This is a genomic window from Neobacillus sp. GCM10027624 (genome assembly GCF_042675345.1).
GTDB lineage: Bacteria > Bacillota > Bacilli > Bacillales > Cytobacillaceae > Neobacillus > Neobacillus cucumis_D.
This window is the reverse complement of record NZ_JBHTHD010000008.1, coordinates 158,290-176,980: the sequence shown is the minus strand read 5'-3', so window position 1 is coordinate 176,980 and position 18,691 is coordinate 158,290. Positions and strand designations below refer to the sequence as shown.

Annotated in this window: 15 protein-coding genes and 1 pseudogene; 9 read left to right on the top strand and 7 right to left on the bottom strand. The window is 38.9% G+C overall.

What is annotated here, in order from left to right; translation table 11 throughout:
- Positions 1 to 641: 641 nt before the first annotated feature.
- A complete protein-coding gene (locus ACFQZ9_RS12110) occupies positions 642 to 2,357 on the top strand; it encodes a bifunctional metallophosphatase/5'-nucleotidase (protein WP_498943981.1) in 1,716 nt (571 codons plus the stop codon).
- 306 nt (positions 2,358 to 2,663) lie between these two features.
- Here ACFQZ9_RS12110 and ACFQZ9_RS12105 read toward each other — a convergent pair whose 3' ends face one another.
- Together ACFQZ9_RS12105 and ACFQZ9_RS12100 are read right to left on the bottom strand one after the other, a co-directional pair.
- Positions 2,664 to 2,864, bottom strand: a complete 201-nt coding sequence (locus ACFQZ9_RS12105) for a cold-shock protein (RefSeq protein WP_026574136.1) — start codon at positions 2,862 to 2,864, stop codon at positions 2,664 to 2,666.
- Positions 2,865 to 3,164: 300 nt separating this feature from the next.
- Positions 3,165 to 3,641: a hypothetical protein gene (locus ACFQZ9_RS12100; RefSeq protein WP_498943980.1), complete on the bottom strand. Its 477-nt coding sequence runs from the start codon at positions 3,639 to 3,641 to the stop codon at positions 3,165 to 3,167.
- 488 nt (positions 3,642 to 4,129) lie between these two features.
- Here ACFQZ9_RS12100 and ACFQZ9_RS12095 point away from each other — a divergent pair, with 488 nt between their 5' ends.
- From ACFQZ9_RS12095 to ACFQZ9_RS12070, 6 genes are all read left to right on the top strand, one after another.
- Positions 4,130 to 5,755: a PucR family transcriptional regulator gene (locus tag ACFQZ9_RS12095; protein ID WP_498943979.1), complete on the top strand. Its 1,626-nt coding sequence runs from the start codon at positions 4,130 to 4,132 to the stop codon at positions 5,753 to 5,755.
- 231 nt (positions 5,756 to 5,986) lie between these two features.
- Positions 5,987 to 7,612, top strand: coding sequence for an amidohydrolase (locus tag ACFQZ9_RS12090; protein ID WP_498943978.1), 1,626 nt, complete (start codon positions 5,987 to 5,989; stop codon positions 7,610 to 7,612).
- Positions 7,613 to 7,648: 36 nt separating this feature from the next.
- Positions 7,649 to 8,905: a M20 family metallo-hydrolase gene (locus tag ACFQZ9_RS12085; protein ID WP_498943977.1), complete on the top strand. Its 1,257-nt coding sequence runs from the start codon at positions 7,649 to 7,651 to the stop codon at positions 8,903 to 8,905.
- A gap of 34 nt (positions 8,906 to 8,939) precedes the next feature.
- Complete coding sequence (locus tag ACFQZ9_RS12080) at positions 8,940 to 10,124, top strand: M20 family metallopeptidase (protein WP_498943976.1); 1,185 nt, start codon at positions 8,940 to 8,942, stop codon at positions 10,122 to 10,124.
- Positions 10,125 to 10,152: 28 nt separating this feature from the next.
- On the top strand, positions 10,153 to 10,353 hold the full coding sequence (locus ACFQZ9_RS12075) for a DUF3311 domain-containing protein (protein WP_498943975.1): 201 nt from the start codon (positions 10,153 to 10,155) through the stop codon (positions 10,351 to 10,353).
- Positions 10,350 to 11,834 (top strand): sodium:solute symporter family protein, encoded by a 1,485-nt coding sequence (locus ACFQZ9_RS12070; RefSeq protein WP_498943974.1) that lies wholly within the window; start codon positions 10,350 to 10,352, stop codon positions 11,832 to 11,834. Before ACFQZ9_RS12075 ends, ACFQZ9_RS12070 begins: the two co-directional genes overlap by 4 nt.
- Positions 11,835 to 12,088: 254 nt before the next feature.
- On the opposite strand, the gene ACFQZ9_RS12065 is transcribed toward ACFQZ9_RS12070, so the two are convergent.
- On the bottom strand, positions 12,089 to 12,160 hold the full coding sequence (locus ACFQZ9_RS12065) for a helix-turn-helix domain-containing protein (RefSeq protein WP_498944262.1): 72 nt from the start codon (positions 12,158 to 12,160) through the stop codon (positions 12,089 to 12,091).
- Positions 12,161 to 12,882: 722 nt separating this feature from the next.
- Between ACFQZ9_RS12065 and ACFQZ9_RS12060 the strand changes: the two genes are divergently transcribed.
- A complete protein-coding gene (locus ACFQZ9_RS12060) occupies positions 12,883 to 13,323 on the top strand; it encodes an SRPBCC family protein (RefSeq protein WP_498943973.1) in 441 nt (146 codons plus the stop codon).
- Positions 13,324 to 13,488: 165 nt separating this feature from the next.
- Here ACFQZ9_RS12060 and ACFQZ9_RS12055 read toward each other — a convergent pair whose 3' ends face one another.
- The 4 genes and pseudogenes from ACFQZ9_RS12055 to ACFQZ9_RS12040 form a co-directional block, all read right to left on the bottom strand.
- On the bottom strand, positions 13,489 to 14,010 hold the full coding sequence (locus ACFQZ9_RS12055; RefSeq protein WP_498943972.1) for a cell division site-positioning protein MapZ family protein: 522 nt from the start codon (positions 14,008 to 14,010) through the stop codon (positions 13,489 to 13,491).
- A 78-nt stretch (positions 14,011 to 14,088) separates the two neighbouring features.
- The gene (locus tag ACFQZ9_RS12050; protein ID WP_498943971.1) at positions 14,089 to 14,781 is read right to left on the bottom strand and encodes a hypothetical protein; all 693 of its coding nucleotides are present in this window, start codon (positions 14,779 to 14,781) and stop codon (positions 14,089 to 14,091) included.
- 552 nt (positions 14,782 to 15,333) lie between these two features.
- Positions 15,334 to 16,575, bottom strand: coding sequence for a multidrug effflux MFS transporter (locus ACFQZ9_RS12045; RefSeq protein ID WP_498943970.1), 1,242 nt, complete (start codon positions 16,573 to 16,575; stop codon positions 15,334 to 15,336).
- Between the two features lie 223 nt (positions 16,576 to 16,798).
- A pseudogene (locus tag ACFQZ9_RS12040) lies at positions 16,799 to 17,308 on the bottom strand (methyl-accepting chemotaxis protein); the annotation flags it as partial.
- Positions 17,309 to 17,587: 279 nt separating this feature from the next.
- On the opposite strand from ACFQZ9_RS12040, the gene ACFQZ9_RS12035 reads away from it, so the two are divergent.
- Positions 17,588 to 18,670, top strand: coding sequence for a hypothetical protein (locus tag ACFQZ9_RS12035; protein WP_498943969.1), 1,083 nt, complete (start codon positions 17,588 to 17,590; stop codon positions 18,668 to 18,670).
- Positions 18,671 to 18,691 lie beyond the last annotated feature (21 nt).

The window sequence follows — 18,691 nt, the reverse complement described above, 5'->3', positions numbered from 1 at the left end:
TAATCTATGAAAAAGATGCTGATTTAAGATGTAGTTCATTTTGTTATGGATTTGACCTGGACACTATGAATGGGGTTTAATCCCTTTTTCGGGAAATCCTAGAATTATTGGAGATTCTCGTAAAGTAGGCAAGGACAGGGTGGAAGTCACTGAATCTGGGGAATTTGAATTAACTGTAAGAGTATATTTAGGTGTAGATTTACAGATGGAAGAACTGAAGAAACAGTTATAGTTGATTGTGTCAGAACAGCTAACAGAGAATTTAGTCAGTGAAGAAATAAAGCAGCATCGCAGTATTTTTAAAAAGTGGCTGAATCAGTCTCTCTTTCTTCAAATAAGGGTGCTTTACAAATGATCTGGTTTCCAAATGGGTTTTGAATAATTCTAAAAATTCAACCTTTTTTGTTGACAAAAAAGAATTGTTTAATGTAATTTATTTATAGGTTACTATTTTGGTAGTAACTCATGGTTGTTTCTAATCATCGAGAAAATCACTGGAAAATTATCAGAAACCGGTTCAACTCTTGCAATGCAGCACTTTTAATTTCGGAGGTGATAAATGTAACCGGTTGCTTTATGCTCAGTCCAATTCTAAGTATTTTTCTATCAATCTATAAAACAGCCAAAGGAGGCTAAGTAGTGTGAAGAAGGTATTATTATCCATTTTAATTGTATCTTTTCTATCGGTTTACCTTGCTGTAACCCCATTATTAGCACAAGCAAAAATGAAAAATAAAAGCATTGATTTTCAAATGCTTGCAGTTAATGATTTTCACGGCAATTTAAATACCGATAGCGATTTTGAACAAAACGGTAAGACAGTGAAAGTTGGTGGAGCTGCCTATTTGGCTACTCATTTGAATATGGCTGAACAGGATATGAGAAAGCAAGCCAAGAAAGAGGGGCTTAAGTCATATACGATCCGTCTACATGCAGGAGACCTTGTTGGTGCAAGCCCCCCGATCTCCGCATTACTTCAGGATGAGCCGACAGTAAAAGCCTTTAATGAGATGAATTTTAAAGTAGGAGTCCTTGGAAATCATGAATTTGATGAAGGCATACCTGAAATAAAACGTCTATTATATGCGACTTCTGTTCATCCAAATGTCGCGGTCTACACAGAAGGGTTTCACTATCATTACAAAGGGATTGATAAAGACTTTGATTATTTGGCAGCCAATGTGATAGACAAAGAAACTGGCAAACCAATATTTCAACCCTATTCGATTAAATATTTCGGAAGTGTAAAGGTTGGATTTATTGGAGTGGACACGGTAGAAACCGTAACAACGACTTTAGCCAAAAATATTGAAGGATTAAAATTTCTTGATGAAGCAGAAACAGTTAATAAATATACGAAAGTACTTCAAAAAAAAGGGATCCATGCCATTGTGGTGGTAGGCCATATCCCGGCAGACAATCAAGATGGGAAAATTGTCGGAGCCGCTGCGGATTTAGCCAAAAAGGTTAATCATGATGTGGATGTCATTTTTGCCGGACACAATAACACAAACGTTAATGGCTTTGTCGATGGAAAACTGATTGTGGAAGACCTTAAATATGGACAAGCTTATGGTGACGTGAGAGGCAAGCTTGATCTGAAAACGCAAGACTTTGTTAAAGGATCGCTTAAAGCAAATGTGGTTCCAAACACAATGGACGTCAAACCGGACAGGAAAATAGAGAGTATTGTTGAACAAGCCAAGACCATAACTGATAAAGTAACAAAAAGCCCAATAGGTTATACTATGGACGGTCAGACAATCGGTAAAAAGAATCCTAGGGAAGGGGAAGATCCTTTAGGAAATCTTATTACGGATGGTCAGCGAAAAATGGCAGGTTCACAAATTGCATTTACGAACTCTGGGGGGATACGAACAGGCTTAATACCACATTTGAATAGTAAGGGTGAGTATGAGATTTCCTGGGGTGATGCTTATTCTGTTCAACCGTTCCAAAACCAATTAGGGGTGTACCAATTAACAGGAAGTCAAATTAAGGAAGCCTTAAACGAACAATGGCTAAACCCTGATAAAATGGTGTTCATGCAATCATCGGGTATAAAATACACTTACGTTTACGGCAACAAGGTCCCTGGATGCAATCAAACCTATTGTGTAAAAGATATGTATTTATCTGATGGAACAAAAATGGATATGGACGGGATCTACACAGTAACCTTAAATGAATTTTTAGCAACAGGCGGAGATGGATTTTCTGCATTTAAACAAGGGAAATTACTAACACCTTATAAGGAAGATACGGAAACTTTTATTGATTATATTAAACAATTAACAGCTGAAGGAAAAAAGATTGCCCCCCAAATTGAAGGGCGTGCAAAATTAGTAGAGCAGTAGGTTTATACCTTTAAAACGCTTGGACTGTAACGTAAGGGGAGGAGCTAAAATAGCTTGCTCCTCTTTTCCTGTTTACTTTATCTCTTTTGGGGTCATTATCTTGACTTCTTTCCAATGCCGACCATATATTTGATTTCAATTTTATTCAAAGTTAATTAGGATAATTCGTGATTATGTGATACACTTTGTTTACCATTTGATTTACTGTTTACATGTACCCCACTCATTTATGAGTGGGGTTTCTTGTTTTTAAGATAAATAAAAAAACAGACTCTATAATGAGCCTGCTTAGGTTTAGGTTTATTATTAAGCTTTACGCACGTTAGCTGCTTGAGCACCACGTTGACCTTGCTCAACATCGAAAGTCACAGCTTGACCTTCTTCTAAAGTTTTGAAACCTTCGCCTTGAATAGCTGAGAAATGAACGAATACGTCTTCTCCACCTTCACGCTCGATGAACCCGAAGCCTTTTTCGCTGTTAAACCATTTTACTTTACCATTTTCCATTTTTGTTGCCTCCTAGTGTGTAAAAACACACATTGTGTTACTATCCTTGCTCTCAGTGATCATCAAGACGAAAAGTTTTACTGATACGATCCTTTACACCGAACAAAAATAATTCTTATATACATTAACATTTTTCACAAGTATTAGCAAGAAGACATACAAGCGACCATTCTTGCCAGTTATGAATGTGGGGTCAGACCCCACTCAACTCGTAAAATGTACCCTATAAAATAGAGGCTTTGAAAAAAGACCTTTCTATAGGGTGCATTTTAGGGACTGGTTGCCCTTTTGGTTTCGGCCTTATCTTTTTTTCTCCTTCAATAAGGCCGCGTAGTGTGCTGCCTTTTCGGGTGGGGCAGTTAGAGAATTCTCATAACCTTTTTGGAAGCTACTTTCGTACGCTCTCACAAACCTCTGCCCAAGGATCCGCTGGGCCGCCTGTACCACATTGATTTCCGGATTTTCATGAAGGTAGGCGTCGAATTTTTCCGCAGAGGAAAAAGAGAGGTACACCTGTTGGAGAAGTCCTATTTTCATGAGGGACCGAGCGATCTCCTTCTTGTTGTTCAAGCTCAACTTAGAGGGCGGTAGCTGCTGCCAAGCACGGGAGATTCTGAAATTATGCCGGTCTTCAAGGCCCGAACGGATTCCTTCATAGTATCCTTTTTCCATCCCCATCTTGGCGGGGTCTGGCGGTGGGTGGCCGTCTGTCTGAAGAACGCCTGCGAAAAAAAGAAGGCCGGTAAATAGGAAAAAGGCCATAATTTTCCGGATCACACCCTTTTCCTCCTTTCTGTTTATTCGTCTTCTTTAGTTTAACCAGTCATTTCTTTCATATGTAGTAGGGATCTGAAGTCTGTCTTAGGTTTTGAATGTAAAAAAGATCCTTAATCAACTAAAACATGTAAAAAATGGTCAACCGGATATAAAGTGTACCCGTTGAGTTGTTAAAAAAGGCGAAGTCAATGTCACCGAAGACAAAAACAAGGAAGAAAAAGGCAACGGTTATTTCAATAGTGCAAAAGTTTATTCTGGTCCTGAAACCCACTATAGGGTGTTATTTTTAAATCCCCGATATTATTTTAAAAGTCAATATTAAGTAAATATCATTATATGATAAAATAAACTAAATAGAAAAAATATTATAAAAAATATGAATATAGAAGAGAGTAAATATCAGGACGTTAAACCAATACCGCATCGTTTTTGTTTTGCAAAAGATTAAGAAAATGTTTTATGTTGACATCATAGAAAGGAGATTCCTGGTGAGTGTAAAAGTTAGAGATTTGCTGGATGATAAGTTTTTTGTTGGATACAAGATTTTAGCCGGGGCTGGTGGCCTTGACAGGGAAATCCAGTCTGTCTCCGTGTTTGACGCCCCAGACGGATATAGATGGTTTAGTGGCAAGGAATTTGCGCTATCCACCGGGTATTTATTCAAGGATAATATCGAACTCTTTAAGGATGTCATATATCATTTGAACGATCATAATTCTGCTGCATTAGGCTTAAAAGTAAACCGATATCTAAAGCAAATTCCTAAAGAAATCTTGACATTGTGCAATAACTTGAATTTCCCTCTTATTGACATTCCTGATGAACCTGCATGGGTAGAAATCATGGATGCTGTAAATGCAATTGCCATGCATGGTTTTATGATCAGAATGAATAACGGGAAAAGACACCCAGGCTCTACCTTAGAAAGTCTTTATCCTGAAATAAAGATCAATGAGTGCATTGAGAATCTCTCAAAGGAAATTGCTTTGCCCATTTCGATTGTAGATTATTTGGAAGATAGGAATTTTCATTACCCGAGTGAGGGGAAAACAATAGAGCTTGAAAAAACACTAAGAGGCCTTGCGGAGCCCAATTTTGACTATCAAAGAGAAAAGATTTACGACAAAATCAATATTTATAGAATGAAAGATTTAGAAGATGGCCGGAATAAAAGCTGGATCATCATTCCCATCATAGTTCACGATATTCTAGTCGGGAATTTGGTCGTGTGGGAAATGGGCAAAGAATTAGGCTATTTTGATTTTTCAGCATTAAGGATAACCTTTGAACTTCTTTTGTATATTTTTACGCAAATGTATTATATGAATTCAAAGGAAGCAAATTTCCAAGATGATTTTATTCAAGAAATCCTGCTGGAAGAAAGTGATCAGGAAAAACTATTTAAAAAAGCAAAACATTTGGGTTGGGATGTTCGTAAGAATTATGTGTGCATCCGTTTTAAGCAATTAAATGATGGTATTAACTTGGACGATTATCGTGGAGTAATCAATTCTTCTATCAGAAGGTTTTTTCCAAAAAGGGAGTCACCTCTGGGTTTGCTTGAGGGGAGTATTATTATTTTCCACCCGGTTGAGGAAGAGTTTAGCCAAAGCAATATGGAAGAATTAAAAAAGAAATGCACAAGACTTATTGCTGCGCTTGAAGAGGAGATTCCCAAAGCAAAAATAAAAGGCGGAATAGGCTATACAACAGCTCCTTTTTATCATATAAAAAAGAGTTATATGGAAAGCGTGAAAACCGTTGAAATAGGCCAGTTTATTTACCCGGAAAGAAACGTGCTTTCTTATAAAGACTTAGGACCTTTTGGATTTATTCATCTTCGGTCTTTTAAAGAAGACTTCAGTAACGTAATAGAGAATCTTTTGCCTGTTTTACAACAGGATGACGGGGAAGAATTAATTGGTACGTTAAAGGCATTTCTCGAAAGTAAATGTAATTTTAATTTAGCTGCGAAAAAATTATATATACACAATAATACGGTAAGATATCGAATCGCGAAAATTCAGCAGCTTACGAAGATTGATTTGGAGGATCCACCCGAAAGATTAAAATTGGAGATCGTTTTAATGTTTGAGAAGCACTTAAATTTTTAATTAAGTGCTTTTTTTATTTTTTTGTAAAAGTTTGCAACAAAACAAACTATTTTTATGAATATTTATAAGGTTACAAAAATTATAAATAATTTCTAAAAAAGTTACAAAAGAAAGCGAAGAATTATGTTGTATTATTAAAAAGTATCAAATTTCATAATTTTTAGAAAATATATCCCTGAAAAAAGGACGAATACCGCAAAATCATTTCCATTTAGGAAGGGGGAGAGGCAGTTGGTAAGCAACTACCTATTCATTAACGGAGAGGTCATTACGGTCAATCAAAAGGATGAGATTCATCGCGCGGTTGCGGTCAAGGGGAGAGAAATTATTGCCGTTGGCAGCACAGAAGAGATTTTGAGATTGAAAGATGATGATAGCAAGGTCATTGATCTGAACGGAAGGACCCTTCTTCCAGGTTTTATTGAATCCCATCTTCATATCAGCCTGTATGGCACAAACCAATTATCTGTTTCATGTAAGGATGAATCTGTACAATCCATCTCTGATTTACTGGAGAAATTGAAAGAAAAGGCAAAAGAAACGCCAAAGGGTGAATGGGTTCGTGCCTGGGGCTATAATGACCAAACCATCGCCGATGGCCGTTTTCCTACAAAAGAGGAATTAGATACTGTTTCAACCGAACACCCGATTATGGTTGTACGGGCATGCAACCATATCTCAACGGTCAATAGCCTTGGCCTGCAAATAGCTTCCATTGATAAAAATACACCGGATCCTGAGGGCGGGAAGATTGTCCGGGGGGCTGATGGAGAGCCGAATGGAGTGCTGCTTGAAAATGCCCATATGCAAGTGTTCCAAATTGCCGGGTTTACTCGCGACGAGCTGCAGAAAGCTCATTCGATTGCATCCGGGGATTTTGCTAAAAAGGGAATTACCTCTACCCATGATGCAACAGGGTACGGTGTATCAAATATTGAAGCTCTTAAACAGGATTCTGAAAGCGGTGTCATTAAACAGAGAGTTTATGCCATGGTCGGGGCACTAAATGAGCCTGAAAAGGTGATTAAGCATTTTCTCGCAACGGATCTCAAGACGAAGGATGGAAATGACCGCTTTAAATATGGTCCGGTGAAATTATTCCTTGATGGAAGCAGCAGCGGTCCAACCATTTGGACGAGAGAGCCTTATGACAGTGACCCGAACAATTATGGCATTCATTATTATCAACAGGAAGAAATCGAGGAAATTTTTATTCCGGCTCATCAAAAAGGCTGGCAAATTACCTCACACGCCCAGGGCGATGCAGCGATTGACATGCTCTTGACGTGCATTGAAAAAGCAAACAGCTTGTACCCAAGAGAGGATGCGCGTCACCGGATTGAGCATGCCGGAATTGCGCAGCCAGACCTGATTGAAAGGATGAAAAAGCAAGGGGTCATTCCAACTCCGAATCCGGCATTCTTCTTTGAATATGGTGATATTTATAGTAAAAACTACGGGAAACGTTCCAGCCAAATGTATCCATTACATAGCTACCTAGAAGCTGGGGTGCCCGCTGCCATCGCATCTGACTGTCCGGTGACAGATTTCAATCCGCTTAGGGGGATTCATAGTGCCATCACAAGAATCGCTCCATCAGGAAGTGTTCTCGGTGAACAGGAACGAATCGGACTTTTGGAAGCCATCCGTATGATTACTTGGAATGGGGCTCACGCATCCTTTAGTGAAAATGAGACTGGCTCCATTGAACCAGGAAAACTGGCGGACATCATTATCCTGGATCGTTCCATCCTTAAGGCAAAAACAGATGAAATCCCATCTATTCAAGTGGTTTATACCATGATCGACGGTGAAATCGTTTACTCAGAACAGCTAGAAAATGAACCTGTGAGATAGGGTTAGGTTTTATCTTATTGGAAGAAGGTAATGAAGATGAAAATCAATATAGAAAGATTATTTAAGGATTTGGACTATATTGTCACATTCACGAACACCCCAGGAAAGGGCTGTACCCGTTTTTCTTTTAGCAGTGAAGATCGGCAAGCAAGGGAGTATTTGTTAACGCTGATGAACGAGTTAGATCTTTCCATTAAGGTTGACGGGTTTGGCAATATTCGGGCGACTTATGGTAAAAACATCAATCTGCCGCCTATCTTAATCGGCTCCCATATTGACACTGTTGCAAACGGTGGAAAGTATGATGGTTTACTTGGCGTTTTGGCAGCTTTAGAGACGATTAGAGTATTGAAGGAAGAAAATGCCGAGCTTACCCGTCCCGTTGAATTGATCATTTTTTCCGAAGAAGAGGGTTCAAATTTCGGCGTGACCATGATGGGAAGCAAGGTGATGACAGGTAAATATTCATTAGCAGATTTAAAGTCTATTAAAAACAGTGAGGGGAAATCCTGTTACGATATTGTCAAAAATTTTGGCTTAGGCGTTGACCATATCGAGCAGGAGACGGTTAGAAAAGACGAAATTGAGGCAATGATTGAACTCCATATTGAACAAGGAGCCGTTTTGGAAACTGAAAATAAAACGATTGGGATTGTCCAGGCGATTGCAGGGATGAAAACCTTTAAAGTGACGCTTGAAGGGGATTCGAATCATGCGGGGACAACCCCTATGGATTTAAGGTCAGATCCGATGGTTGGAGCTGCCAGCATCATCGCCCATCTTCAAGGTATTGTGAAGAACGATGCTTTACCAACGACTGTTGCAACGGTTGGGAAAATTAGCTGTGAGCCCAATTTACCGAATGTCATTCCGCAGAAAGTTAAGTTCTTTGTCGATGTCAGAGATGTTGAGGTGAAGGGAATCGATTTTGTAACGGACTATCTTGTTGAAAAGGTTAGCGAAGTGGCAAAAGAACATTCACTTACAAGCCATATTGAGCTGGTTGGCCAATCTCAAATTAAACAGCTGTCCCCTCAAATCATGAATGTGATTGAGCAGGAAGCGATTGCTGCCGGTTTCAACTATAAGATAATGAATAGCGGTGCCGTCCACGATGCTGCTCTTATGACCGACGTGACCGACGTTGGAATGATTTTTATCCCGAGTTTGAAGGGAAAGAGTCATTGTCCGGATGAATTTTCAAAAGTGGAAGATATTGAAGCAGGCTGTCAGTTATTGCTAAAGGCTGTCGCTTCTTTAGCCGTTAAAAAGCATGTGATCCAAGAAAAATAGAGTTACACAATGAATGAAAATGGAGGGAGTTACAATGACTACTGAAGTAGTTCATAATGTCGAGAATTTAGTCAATGAGGTAAAGGCTGAGGTAGTAAAGTGGCGCCGCCATTTACACGAAAATCCGGAAGTTTCCTTCCAGGAAGAAAAAACGTCCGATTTTGTCTATGAAACTCTAATTTCTTTTGGAAGCCTGGAAGTTTCCCGGCCCACCAAAACAAGTGTCATGGCCCGTTTAATTGGCGAACAGCCTGGGAAGGTTTTGGCGATCCGTGCTGATATGGACGCTTTGCCAATCCAAGAGGAGAACACCTTTGAGTTTGTCTCCAAGAAACCTGGCGTCATGCATGCTTGCGGTCATGACGGACATACCGCGATCCTGCTCGGTACAGCAAAGATTCTTTCTTCGTTAAAAGCACAGATTAAAGGGGAAGTGCGTTTTCTGTTCCAGCATGCCGAAGAAACGCTGCCTGGCGGGGCTGAAGCAATGATCCAAGCGGGTGTCATGGATGGGGTTGATTTGGTCATTGGAGAGCACCTATGGTCCCCAATCGAATTCGGCAAAATCGGTATTGGCTATGGACCTGTTATGGCATCCATGGATACTTTCTACATTACCATCCAGGGAAAAGGCGGGCATGCCGCGATGCCGCATCAAACGATTGACAGCATCACCATTGGAACACAGGTAGTCAACAATTTGCAGCAAATTGTTGCCAGAAATATTGACCCGATCGACCCGGTTGTCCTTTCCGTTACCAAATTTATCGGCGGGACCACTCATAATGTCATCCCGGACACCGTTGAAATTGTCGGGACAACCCGTACGCTCAATTCAGATGTCCGTGAAGGCCTTCCTAAACGAATGGAAGAAATCATCAAAGGGATTACAATGGCGCATCAAGCGACCTATACATTTAAATATGATTTTGGCTATCGTCCGGTTGTGAATGATCAAACTGTGACAAGTGTTGTGGAAGAGCTTGCTCGTAAAGTGGTGGGAGATGAAAATGTCGTTCCATTTAGACCGACAATGGGAGGAGAAGATTTCTCTGCTTACCAGCAAAAAGCTCCAGGCACCTTCTTCTACGTCGGGGCAGGGAATGCTGCAAAGGGTATTACCTATCCACATCATCACCCAAAATTTACGGTTGACGAAGATTCCTTTGAAATTGCTTTAAAAATGTTTGTCGAGGCTGTATGTAAGTTTAATTTGTAAGAATTATACAATTTCGGGAGGCGAAAAAATGAAACTCCAGCATTTGCTTAGTCTATTGCCCTTTATAGGTATTCTTGTCTTGATGCCATTTGTCAATACAGTAAAGCCATATGTACTCGGCCTGCCATTTGTCTTCTTCTGGATGGTTATGTGGGTAGTGCTTACATCGATTATTTTGTGGATTGTTTATCGAATTGATCCTATCAATAAGGAGAGTGAAGCAGAATGAATATTGCACTCGTCGTCATTTTTGCCTTTCTGTTGCTTGCAGTTTTTCTAGGTGTCAGGGCAAAAAAAGGCCATGACATGAACCTGGAGCAATGGACGGTTGGAGGCCGTGGATTCGGGGCCATGTTTGTGTTCCTGTTAATGGCCGGAGAAATCTATACCACGTTTACGTTCCTTGGAGGCAGTTCATGGGCCTATGGCAAGGGCGGGCCTGCCCTTTATATTTTAGCTTATATGACGCTTGCTTATGTTATTTCTTACTACCTATTGCCGGTTATTTGGAAGTATGGAAAAGAAAAGAAGCTTTTATCGCAGCCTGACTTCTTTGCCAGCAAATATAACAGCCCAGCCTTGGGTGTTGTAGTAGCCCTTGTGGGTGTTCTAGCCATGGTTCCTTATATTATCCTTCAATTTAAGGGGCTGGGAATCATTGTATCATTGGCTTCCTATGGCAGTATTTCCAATACGGCGGCCGTCTGGATTGGGGCCATCGCGGTTACCTTCTATGTAATGGTATCGGGGATTCACGGTTCCGCTTGGACGGCTGTATTAAAAGATACTATGATTCTAGTGATTGTCGTTATTATAGGAATCTATTTGCCATACCATTATTATGGCGGAATCCAGCCAATGTTTGAGTCCATTGATAAGGCACATCCGAATTTTGCAACGATTCCAGATCAAGGAAATAGTATGTCGTGGTATATTTCTACCGTCATATTGACATCCCTTGGCTTTTATATGTGGCCGCAATACTTTGCCTCTTCCTTCTCGGCAAAAAGTGCAAAGGTATTCCGTAAAAACGCCATGATTAGTCCGCTCTATGCTCTACTAGTACTGTTTGTCTTCTTCGTCGGCTTTGCTGCCATTCAGCAAGTTCCGGGCTTGCAGGGATCGGATCAGGACCTTTCTTTATTAAAGCTTTCGATAAAGTCCTTTAATCCATTTATTGTTGGCCTGATTGGGGCCGCAGGATTATTAACAGCACTTGTCCCAGGATCCATGCTGTTAATGGCGGCTTCCACTTCGTTAGCCAATAACGTGTACAAACCTTTTGCAAAAAATGCTACTGACAAAAAAATCATCAAGTTGGCAAAAATTTTGGTTCCTGTTATTGCTTTGATCTCTATCTATTTCACCTTAAATGGAGGAAATACGATTGTATTGCTGCTGTTAATGGGATATAGCTTTGTAACTCAGTTATTCCCATCCATGATCTGCAGTTTATCGAAGAAAAATTTTGTAACCAAGCAGGGGGCCATTGCCGGAATTATTGTCGGTGAAGTGACCGTCTTATATGTCACCATTACAAGCGCAACGGTTGGGACGCTGTTCCCGTCACTGCCTCAGTTGATTAAAGATCTCAATGTAGGGATTATCGCGCTGGTGCTAAACGTCTTTGTCATGGTGATTGGCAGCCTTGTCACAAAAAACTCCAGCCTTCAGCTGGTAAAACAGAATGCTTCTAAGGTCACTCCCTGAATCTTGCAACCGTTAAATTAATCGGTACAAGGTATATTTAACAGTTGTTTATCCAAAATCTTATCCTGAGAATAAATACATGGAATCTTATATAAACGATGGAAAACATAAAAGTAAGAAGAGTGGCTGAAAAGTCACTCTTCTTTAAATTTCTCCAATATGTGGTACACCTTTAATCCTTTAAGTCACCCAAATAAATAAAAAAGGCTCTAGTGGCATCGGTTTCATTTATTCATCTTGAAACTCCAACAGAGCTATTTATTTAAATATCTCCATAACGTTGTTCGACTGATACCAAGCTGCTCGGCTGCTAAAGTTTGGTTGATTACTTACGTGTAAGTTAGTCGATTCAATTTTCAAAAATGAGGTCAAGTAACCGAACCAGCTGATTTAAGTGAGAAATATTATTGAAAACTGTAGAATTGATAGAATCTTGGCTATGGGGGCAGGCAGGTTTTTAGGATATCGACACTTTTTCGGCGGATATCAACACAATATGGGATTATATCAACACTTTTTGGTGGGATATCAACACTTTTTACGATTATATCAACACTTTTATGATTATATCGACAATTTTAAAGATCCCCTTGCACTTACCCCACTTATACTGAAGAAACAATCCAAGGCACTATGCAGTTGTTTTTCCACGGCTTTGGTGAGGCTGGGAGAACCGTCCCTGCTGAATGTTCCCCTTGGAATTCACATGCCAATACTGGTGCATACGCCTATTCCCCTCATTTTAAAAACGTAATGTTAGACTTAACCTATGTAATATTCCTTTTTGTGGCTGGTTAAATAACTAAGTCTGCAAGCCCATATTTAAAAGAATGGGTGCGTGGTCTTGTTTTAGTGGGATATCAACACAAATTCCGATTATATCAACACTTTTTATGACTTTATCGACAATTTTGAAGATCCCCTCGCACTTAGGTTAGTGGGGTCAGGCCCAAGCTCAGTTAGTGATGTAAGTTTATGCTTTTTATGTAATAATGATTTTGTAGAAATGTAAATTTACAATTCATACATAGTGGAAGTGGGGATTATAATGGCAACGGGAACACATACAGTAGAAATTCCAGTAGATGTACATACAGTTTGGGAGTATGTCAGTGATCTTGAAAAATGGGCAACGTCAGTTCCAGCCTATAAAGAACATGAAACCATAAATAACAAGCAATCTATCTGGACATTTGAAGGTAATGTGAAAGGTATTAAAAAAACCATTCAAGCGCAGGTAGATATTACCGAATGGAATGAACCTTCAAATATTAAGTTTGAACTAAAAGGTCTAACTGATAATTTTACAGGAAGCGGTCACTTTACTGCAGAGGATGTTAATGGTAAAACAACCATGACTTGTACAGTGGACGTCCATGCAGGTGGATTATCGGGTGTGGTATTAACACCCATTATTAAATGGGCTGTTCCAAAAGTAGCATCTCGTTTAACAGAATCGATCGCACGTAAAATTGTAGTATTCTCATAGTTTTCCAAGACTGAAAGCCGGTTCATTTCGGAGAAGAGTTTTACTAGAAATTTTATAGTTAGCGAAAAGGGGGCTATCGAAAAATGGATAGATCCTCCCACCATTATCGAAACAAAAAGCGTAAAGGTCCTTGCAGATCTTTACGCTTTCTATTATGTAAAAAGACTAACCGTGATACCAGCCTGTTTTACAGTTGATAACGACAAGCTGTTGCCATTTGCCTTTTCCATTCATTTTAATAAACATAGTGTAGAAGCCTTGATTGGCAGTGACACCTGATTTAACTAATTTTGTTTTATCTTTTTTTGAAACATAATTTTTCTTAATCTCTTTAATCGTTTTTGATTTGATACCTGGTACCCAATTATATGGATTAGCAAAGCTTAACTGGTGTGTTTTAACATAGGCATATTTGTTTTTGTATTTGATTTTGGACCAGCCATATTGCTGATATGAATACCAGTCTCCCTGATCTTTACCGATTGGAACACCGCCATATACTTTCACTGTTTGACCGGCTTTGATTTTTCCTAAAGTTTTATACGATGTACCTGGGGAAGATTTTACAACAAGAGTTTTAGCTGCATAGGCTTTGTCATAGCTTGCTGCTTGTGCTTCAGTCGTGTTGATTGCAAAGCATAGTATTAGTAAACAAATACTGGTAAAAGCCGAAATGGATTTTTTCATTTTTAATACTCCTTATAAAGACTCGTTATAAATTGGGCAGACATAATATAGTTTTAAAAAGGGTTTAATTTTAATAGGCTATCTCCAATCCTTTTTCCATTTATGAACGATGGATCCACCTTTTTCAAAAGAATAATATTTTTTGTTAGTGCGTTTAAAGCTAGCTTTAGCAGGAGAGAAGGTGTAGGTATCAATCCGCCAAGGATTAACTTCCACTGCATTGTTATAGTCCGCAATCTGAAGCTTATTTTTGCCGGCAAATCGAGGTCGAACTGTATAGCCTATTGATGCTGTTTTCTTAAGCTTCCCACTTTTCACATAGTAAATGTTTGCCGATTCTCCATTGGAAGATTCTGTTTCTGCAATTGCCAATAGGTCAGGTTGTCCTTTATATTTCGATGGCAACCAATAGATCATTTTCCGTGTCTTATTATAAATGTAATTCTTCATTTGATATCCAGTATAGGAAATCTTTTTTGAGCCCTCTTTTTGTATGTAGATTTTATAACTTCCTTTATACAAGATGTCACCTTCATTAATTCCAGCCCAAATGAAAGCCCAGTCGTATTTTGCATCAATGCTGCCAATTGCCTTTTTCTCATTTGAGCCAATTATGTACACTTTATACCTTTTTCCGCTAACATCTTTAAGTTTAAAAGTTACACGACTATTTTTTGTATTGACTGTTGCTGCTGAGGTAGAAGCAGTTGCAACTGAAAATACCAAAATAAAGGATAATAGTGCGATAAATGGCTTGAACCAACGCTTCATAATCATTCTCCTTTCCTATTTTTATAATAGAATTTTACCATATTTCAATTTGCAAAATGTAAAAGAATAGTATAAAAGATCTAGAAGAGAATAATTTAGGTGAAAAGTAATGGATGAAGAAAGAGCATATTTAGGAATTATCATTATCATGTTCTATTTGAGGGATTATGTTTTCAGCATCACTATGGGCAGCGTGGGAAAAAACAGGGGAACGGTCCCTGTGGAATTATTTATAAATATTAATAGCCAATTCAAGATTTATATAACTTGAATTGGCTATTTTTAGGTTAAGTGTTTTAATCAAACGTTTGATGGGATTGCTTATTTGTAAGATTTGGTCAAAGTTTGTGATATAATGCCATTTATTGTTTGTAATAGTAAATATAAATATAAAAAAGCACAAAGCGATGCTTTGTGCAAGTGAATACCAAAATGGAAGAGGAAATGTTTGAATTCCATTACTTCAAATTCCTTATAAACATTTTAGGTCTCTTGTATATGACCATATAGGGACACGGAAGATCAACATGATCCTTTTATTAAAGGATAATTTTAAGAACCGGATTCCTTCATGTTGCACGGATCGTTTGATAGTTGTACCCTAAGTGAAGCTTTGCGTACGAAAACAAAATAGGATAGGAAAGCCAGAAAACTTGAGCAAAAGATGAGAACGCCCATGGGAATACCTGTATAAGCCCCTGCAATTCCCACTAGTGGAGCCGTTATGGATCCAAGGACAAAAGGCAATAACCCTAATAGGGCTGAGGCACTGCCAGCAATATGTCCTTGCGTCTCAATAGCTAAGGCAAAAGAGGTGGTTCCAATCATACTGATGGACATGACGAAAAAGAATACTGGGATGGCGACAGCTAAAAGCGGTGCTTTTAAGAACAGAGCGATTAATAAACTGACCCCTGCTAGGTTCGAAATGGCTAAGCCTATTTTTAAGAATGTCCGTTCCGAAATCGTGTCTGCCAAAAATCCGACCATCTGGCTTCCAATAATCAATGCCAATCCATTCACCCCAAATAATAAACTAAATTGTTGAGGGGTCACTCCGTAAATATTCTGATAGACAAATGAAATGCCTGATACATAGGCAAAGATTCCAGCCGTCGTAAATCCTTGAGTGAACGCGTACCCCATAAACGTTCGATCCTTGAATAAAGAACCAAAGTTTTTCCTGATTTGCGACAAATTGCTTGGCACACGGTTTTCTTCTGGAAGTGTTTCCTCTAATTTAAATGTGACAGTAATGAGTAGAACCGCACCAACACAAGTCAAAGCAACAAAGACTCCATGCCAATTGGTGAATGCAAGAATTCCTCCTCCGGCAATCGGTGCAACAATCGGCCCGAGGTTCCCTACTAACACCATCATCGTAAAGAACTTGGTCAGTTCCCTTCCACTGAATAAATCTCTAACGATTGCTCTTGAGATGACAAGTCCACCGGCAGCAGCAAAGCCCTGGATTAGACGAGCGAGGATAAGAAAATAAATGTTGGGTGCAATCGAGCATGTTATGGAAGCAAGTAAGTAAAGAGCAATAAAAAATAGCAAAGGTTTTCTACGGCCTTTTACATCACTTAAAGGACCAATAACCAGTTGCCCTAATCCCAATCCTAATAAACAGGATGTTAAACTAAGTTGTACGAGTGAAGCAGTCGTATCAAAGTCTTTTACAATTGTGGGGAATGACGGTAAATACGTATCGATTGTAAAAGGTCCTAAAAGTCCAAGGGATCCTAAAAGGATAGCCAGTTGTATTCGTTTTTTTCCATTAGGTGTATTCAATGTTCATCGCCTTTCGAAAGGAAGTATTTTTCCCTTTTGTGAATTTATTTCGGTATCCTAAATTAATTGGGTTTATTATAACTTAAACCTTGCCTAAGGGTAAACAAATAAAATAAATGGAAGCGATTGCAGTTTTCGACCTTTTTGGCATCATGAAAAAAGGTAATCATAGGGACGGTTCTCACGGCCTTTTAGAGCCATGGGAACCGTCCCTGTGGAAACCTTAAAAAGTAAATTTGTTTATTAATAATTTTAAATCCTCTGCCATATTAGAAAGAGATCTAACTGAAGCTGAAACTTCTTCAATCGCTGCTTGCTGTTCCCGAGTGGATTCGGCCACTTCTTCAGAGATTGTGGCATTGTCCCTTGCAATGAGTGCCAGTTGATTTGCAGTTGTTGTCACTTCTTGTATGCCGGCAGATATTTGCTGTACAGTAGCTGATATTTCTTCCATTTGAGGAGTCATTTCTCTCGTACTTCTGACGATTTGATCAAACTTTTGAATGGTTTCCGATGACACTTTAATCCCATCCCGTACCTCTTCTGTTACTTTAGCCATCATTTGAACAGAATGATTTGTATCACGTTGTATTCCTTTAATAAGCTCAGATATTTGTTTTGCAGAGGCTTGTGATTGTTCAGCCAACTTACGCACTTCATCCGCAACTACAGCAAATCCTTCTCCATGTTCACATGCTCTTGCAGCCTCAATCGCAGCATTTAAAGCTAATAAGAACAGATTTCCTTCCTTCTTCCGCTTGTTCAGATGTTTTGACTGCCAGTTCTGTAACCATGCCAGAGTTTTTTGCTGCTTGAGCTTCAGTGGAGTTGATTGTGAAGCAAAGTATCAGCAAACAAATCATTCGTGATTTAGGCGGATTAGCTATGTATTAAAGAAAAATGGTAAATCCAAAGGTAACATAATAGTTCTTTTTACTTATACGAAAGTACAATATAAGTAAAAAGTGCTATAATGACTAAGGTTAATTTAAGATTAAAATTGGGGAAAGTTATGAAAAAGAATATGATACTATTAGCGACCCTTTGTATCAGTACTATGCTGACGGCGTGCGGTGCACAGGAAACCGTTAAAACTGAAACAAAGGAAAAGAAAAAAGTAAACAAAGTGAGTGAAAAAGTAGAAAAGAAACAACCTAGACTTTATAGCTATGAAAATGGGAAATTCTACTTACATATGCCGTCTGGTGCTTCCATTACTGATAAGGCGATTACAGTAGGGTATACAAAGCTGCAGGTGGAGAATAAGATTGGAAAAGCTAAAAGAACAGAACATGATGAAGAGCATTATAAAGATGAGTGGGATATATACGATGTTACTTATCTACATAATAAAAAGGATACCAGCAGCAAGAAGGATACATTATCTATCTCTTATATGAATAAAGAGGCAGCCAATATTTATCTTGAGGATAAGGGTGAACCTTATTTAACGGAAGAGTTTTTGGATCACTTTGATGGGAAAATTTTTAAAATCCCGAAATCGAATAACGAGTATGAAGTTACAGCGACATACGTCTTCATAAAGGACCAGTCCTATCTTACCTTTCAAATTATAGTAGATGAAAATAAAGAGATAATCAATAAGTATGAAATCAATAAATTAGGCTCAAAAGATGGAGACAATTTACTGGTGAATTCAAATGATTTTGTAAATGTTACGTTAAAGCAAATGAAGAGTGAAGTAAAAAACGATATTCAATCCCAAAAAGCATCTGAACCTGCAAAAGAGAACGTCCAAAAGACAGGCCCATCAGAAACAGCTAAGGGAGACTATTCTCAAAAGGCTGAACTTGGAAATAAGAAGGAAGAGGGACAAACATCAAAACAATCCCTAGAGGATCAGTTGGTAGAAAAAGCAAAGGCGTATTTTGACAGTATTGGCGGGGACTCATCAACATTAACTTTATATCCACCAGCTTGGAACTCCGATGTTTATGATGGAACCTACTATATCATGGAGTTCAGTGATGGAAATAGGGTCGTAACCATGTTAGGGGATAAAGAAGGAAACCTTTACACCGATACAGGAATTCCAGAAGAAAATGGGACAACCAAAATAGAGAAGGTGAACTAAGGCTTTTGGGTCATTTCTGCT

Bases quoted from the DNA above. Each gene is read 5' to 3' on its own strand.
- ACFQZ9_RS12050 (WP_498943971.1), bottom strand. From the start codon at position 14,781: ATGAAGCGTTGGTTCAAGCCATTTATCGCACTATTATCCTTTATTTTG.
- ACFQZ9_RS12075 (WP_498943975.1), top strand. From the start codon at position 10,153: ATGAAACTCCAGCATTTGCTTAGTCTATTGCCCTTTATAGGTATTCTT.
- ACFQZ9_RS12105 (WP_026574136.1), bottom strand. From the start codon at position 2,864: ATGGAAAATGGTAAAGTAAAATGGTTTAACAGCGAAAAAGGCTTCGGG.
- ACFQZ9_RS12035 (WP_498943969.1), top strand. From the start codon at position 17,588: ATGAAAAAGAATATGATACTATTAGCGACCCTTTGTATCAGTACTATG.
- ACFQZ9_RS12060 (WP_498943973.1), top strand. From the start codon at position 12,883: ATGGCAACGGGAACACATACAGTAGAAATTCCAGTAGATGTACATACA.
- ACFQZ9_RS12055 (WP_498943972.1), bottom strand. From the start codon at position 14,010: ATGAAAAAATCCATTTCGGCTTTTACCAGTATTTGTTTACTAATACTA.
- ACFQZ9_RS12070 (WP_498943974.1), top strand. From the start codon at position 10,350: ATGAATATTGCACTCGTCGTCATTTTTGCCTTTCTGTTGCTTGCAGTT.
- ACFQZ9_RS12085 (WP_498943977.1), top strand. From the start codon at position 7,649: ATGAAAATCAATATAGAAAGATTATTTAAGGATTTGGACTATATTGTC.
- ACFQZ9_RS12080 (WP_498943976.1), top strand. From the start codon at position 8,940: ATGACTACTGAAGTAGTTCATAATGTCGAGAATTTAGTCAATGAGGTA.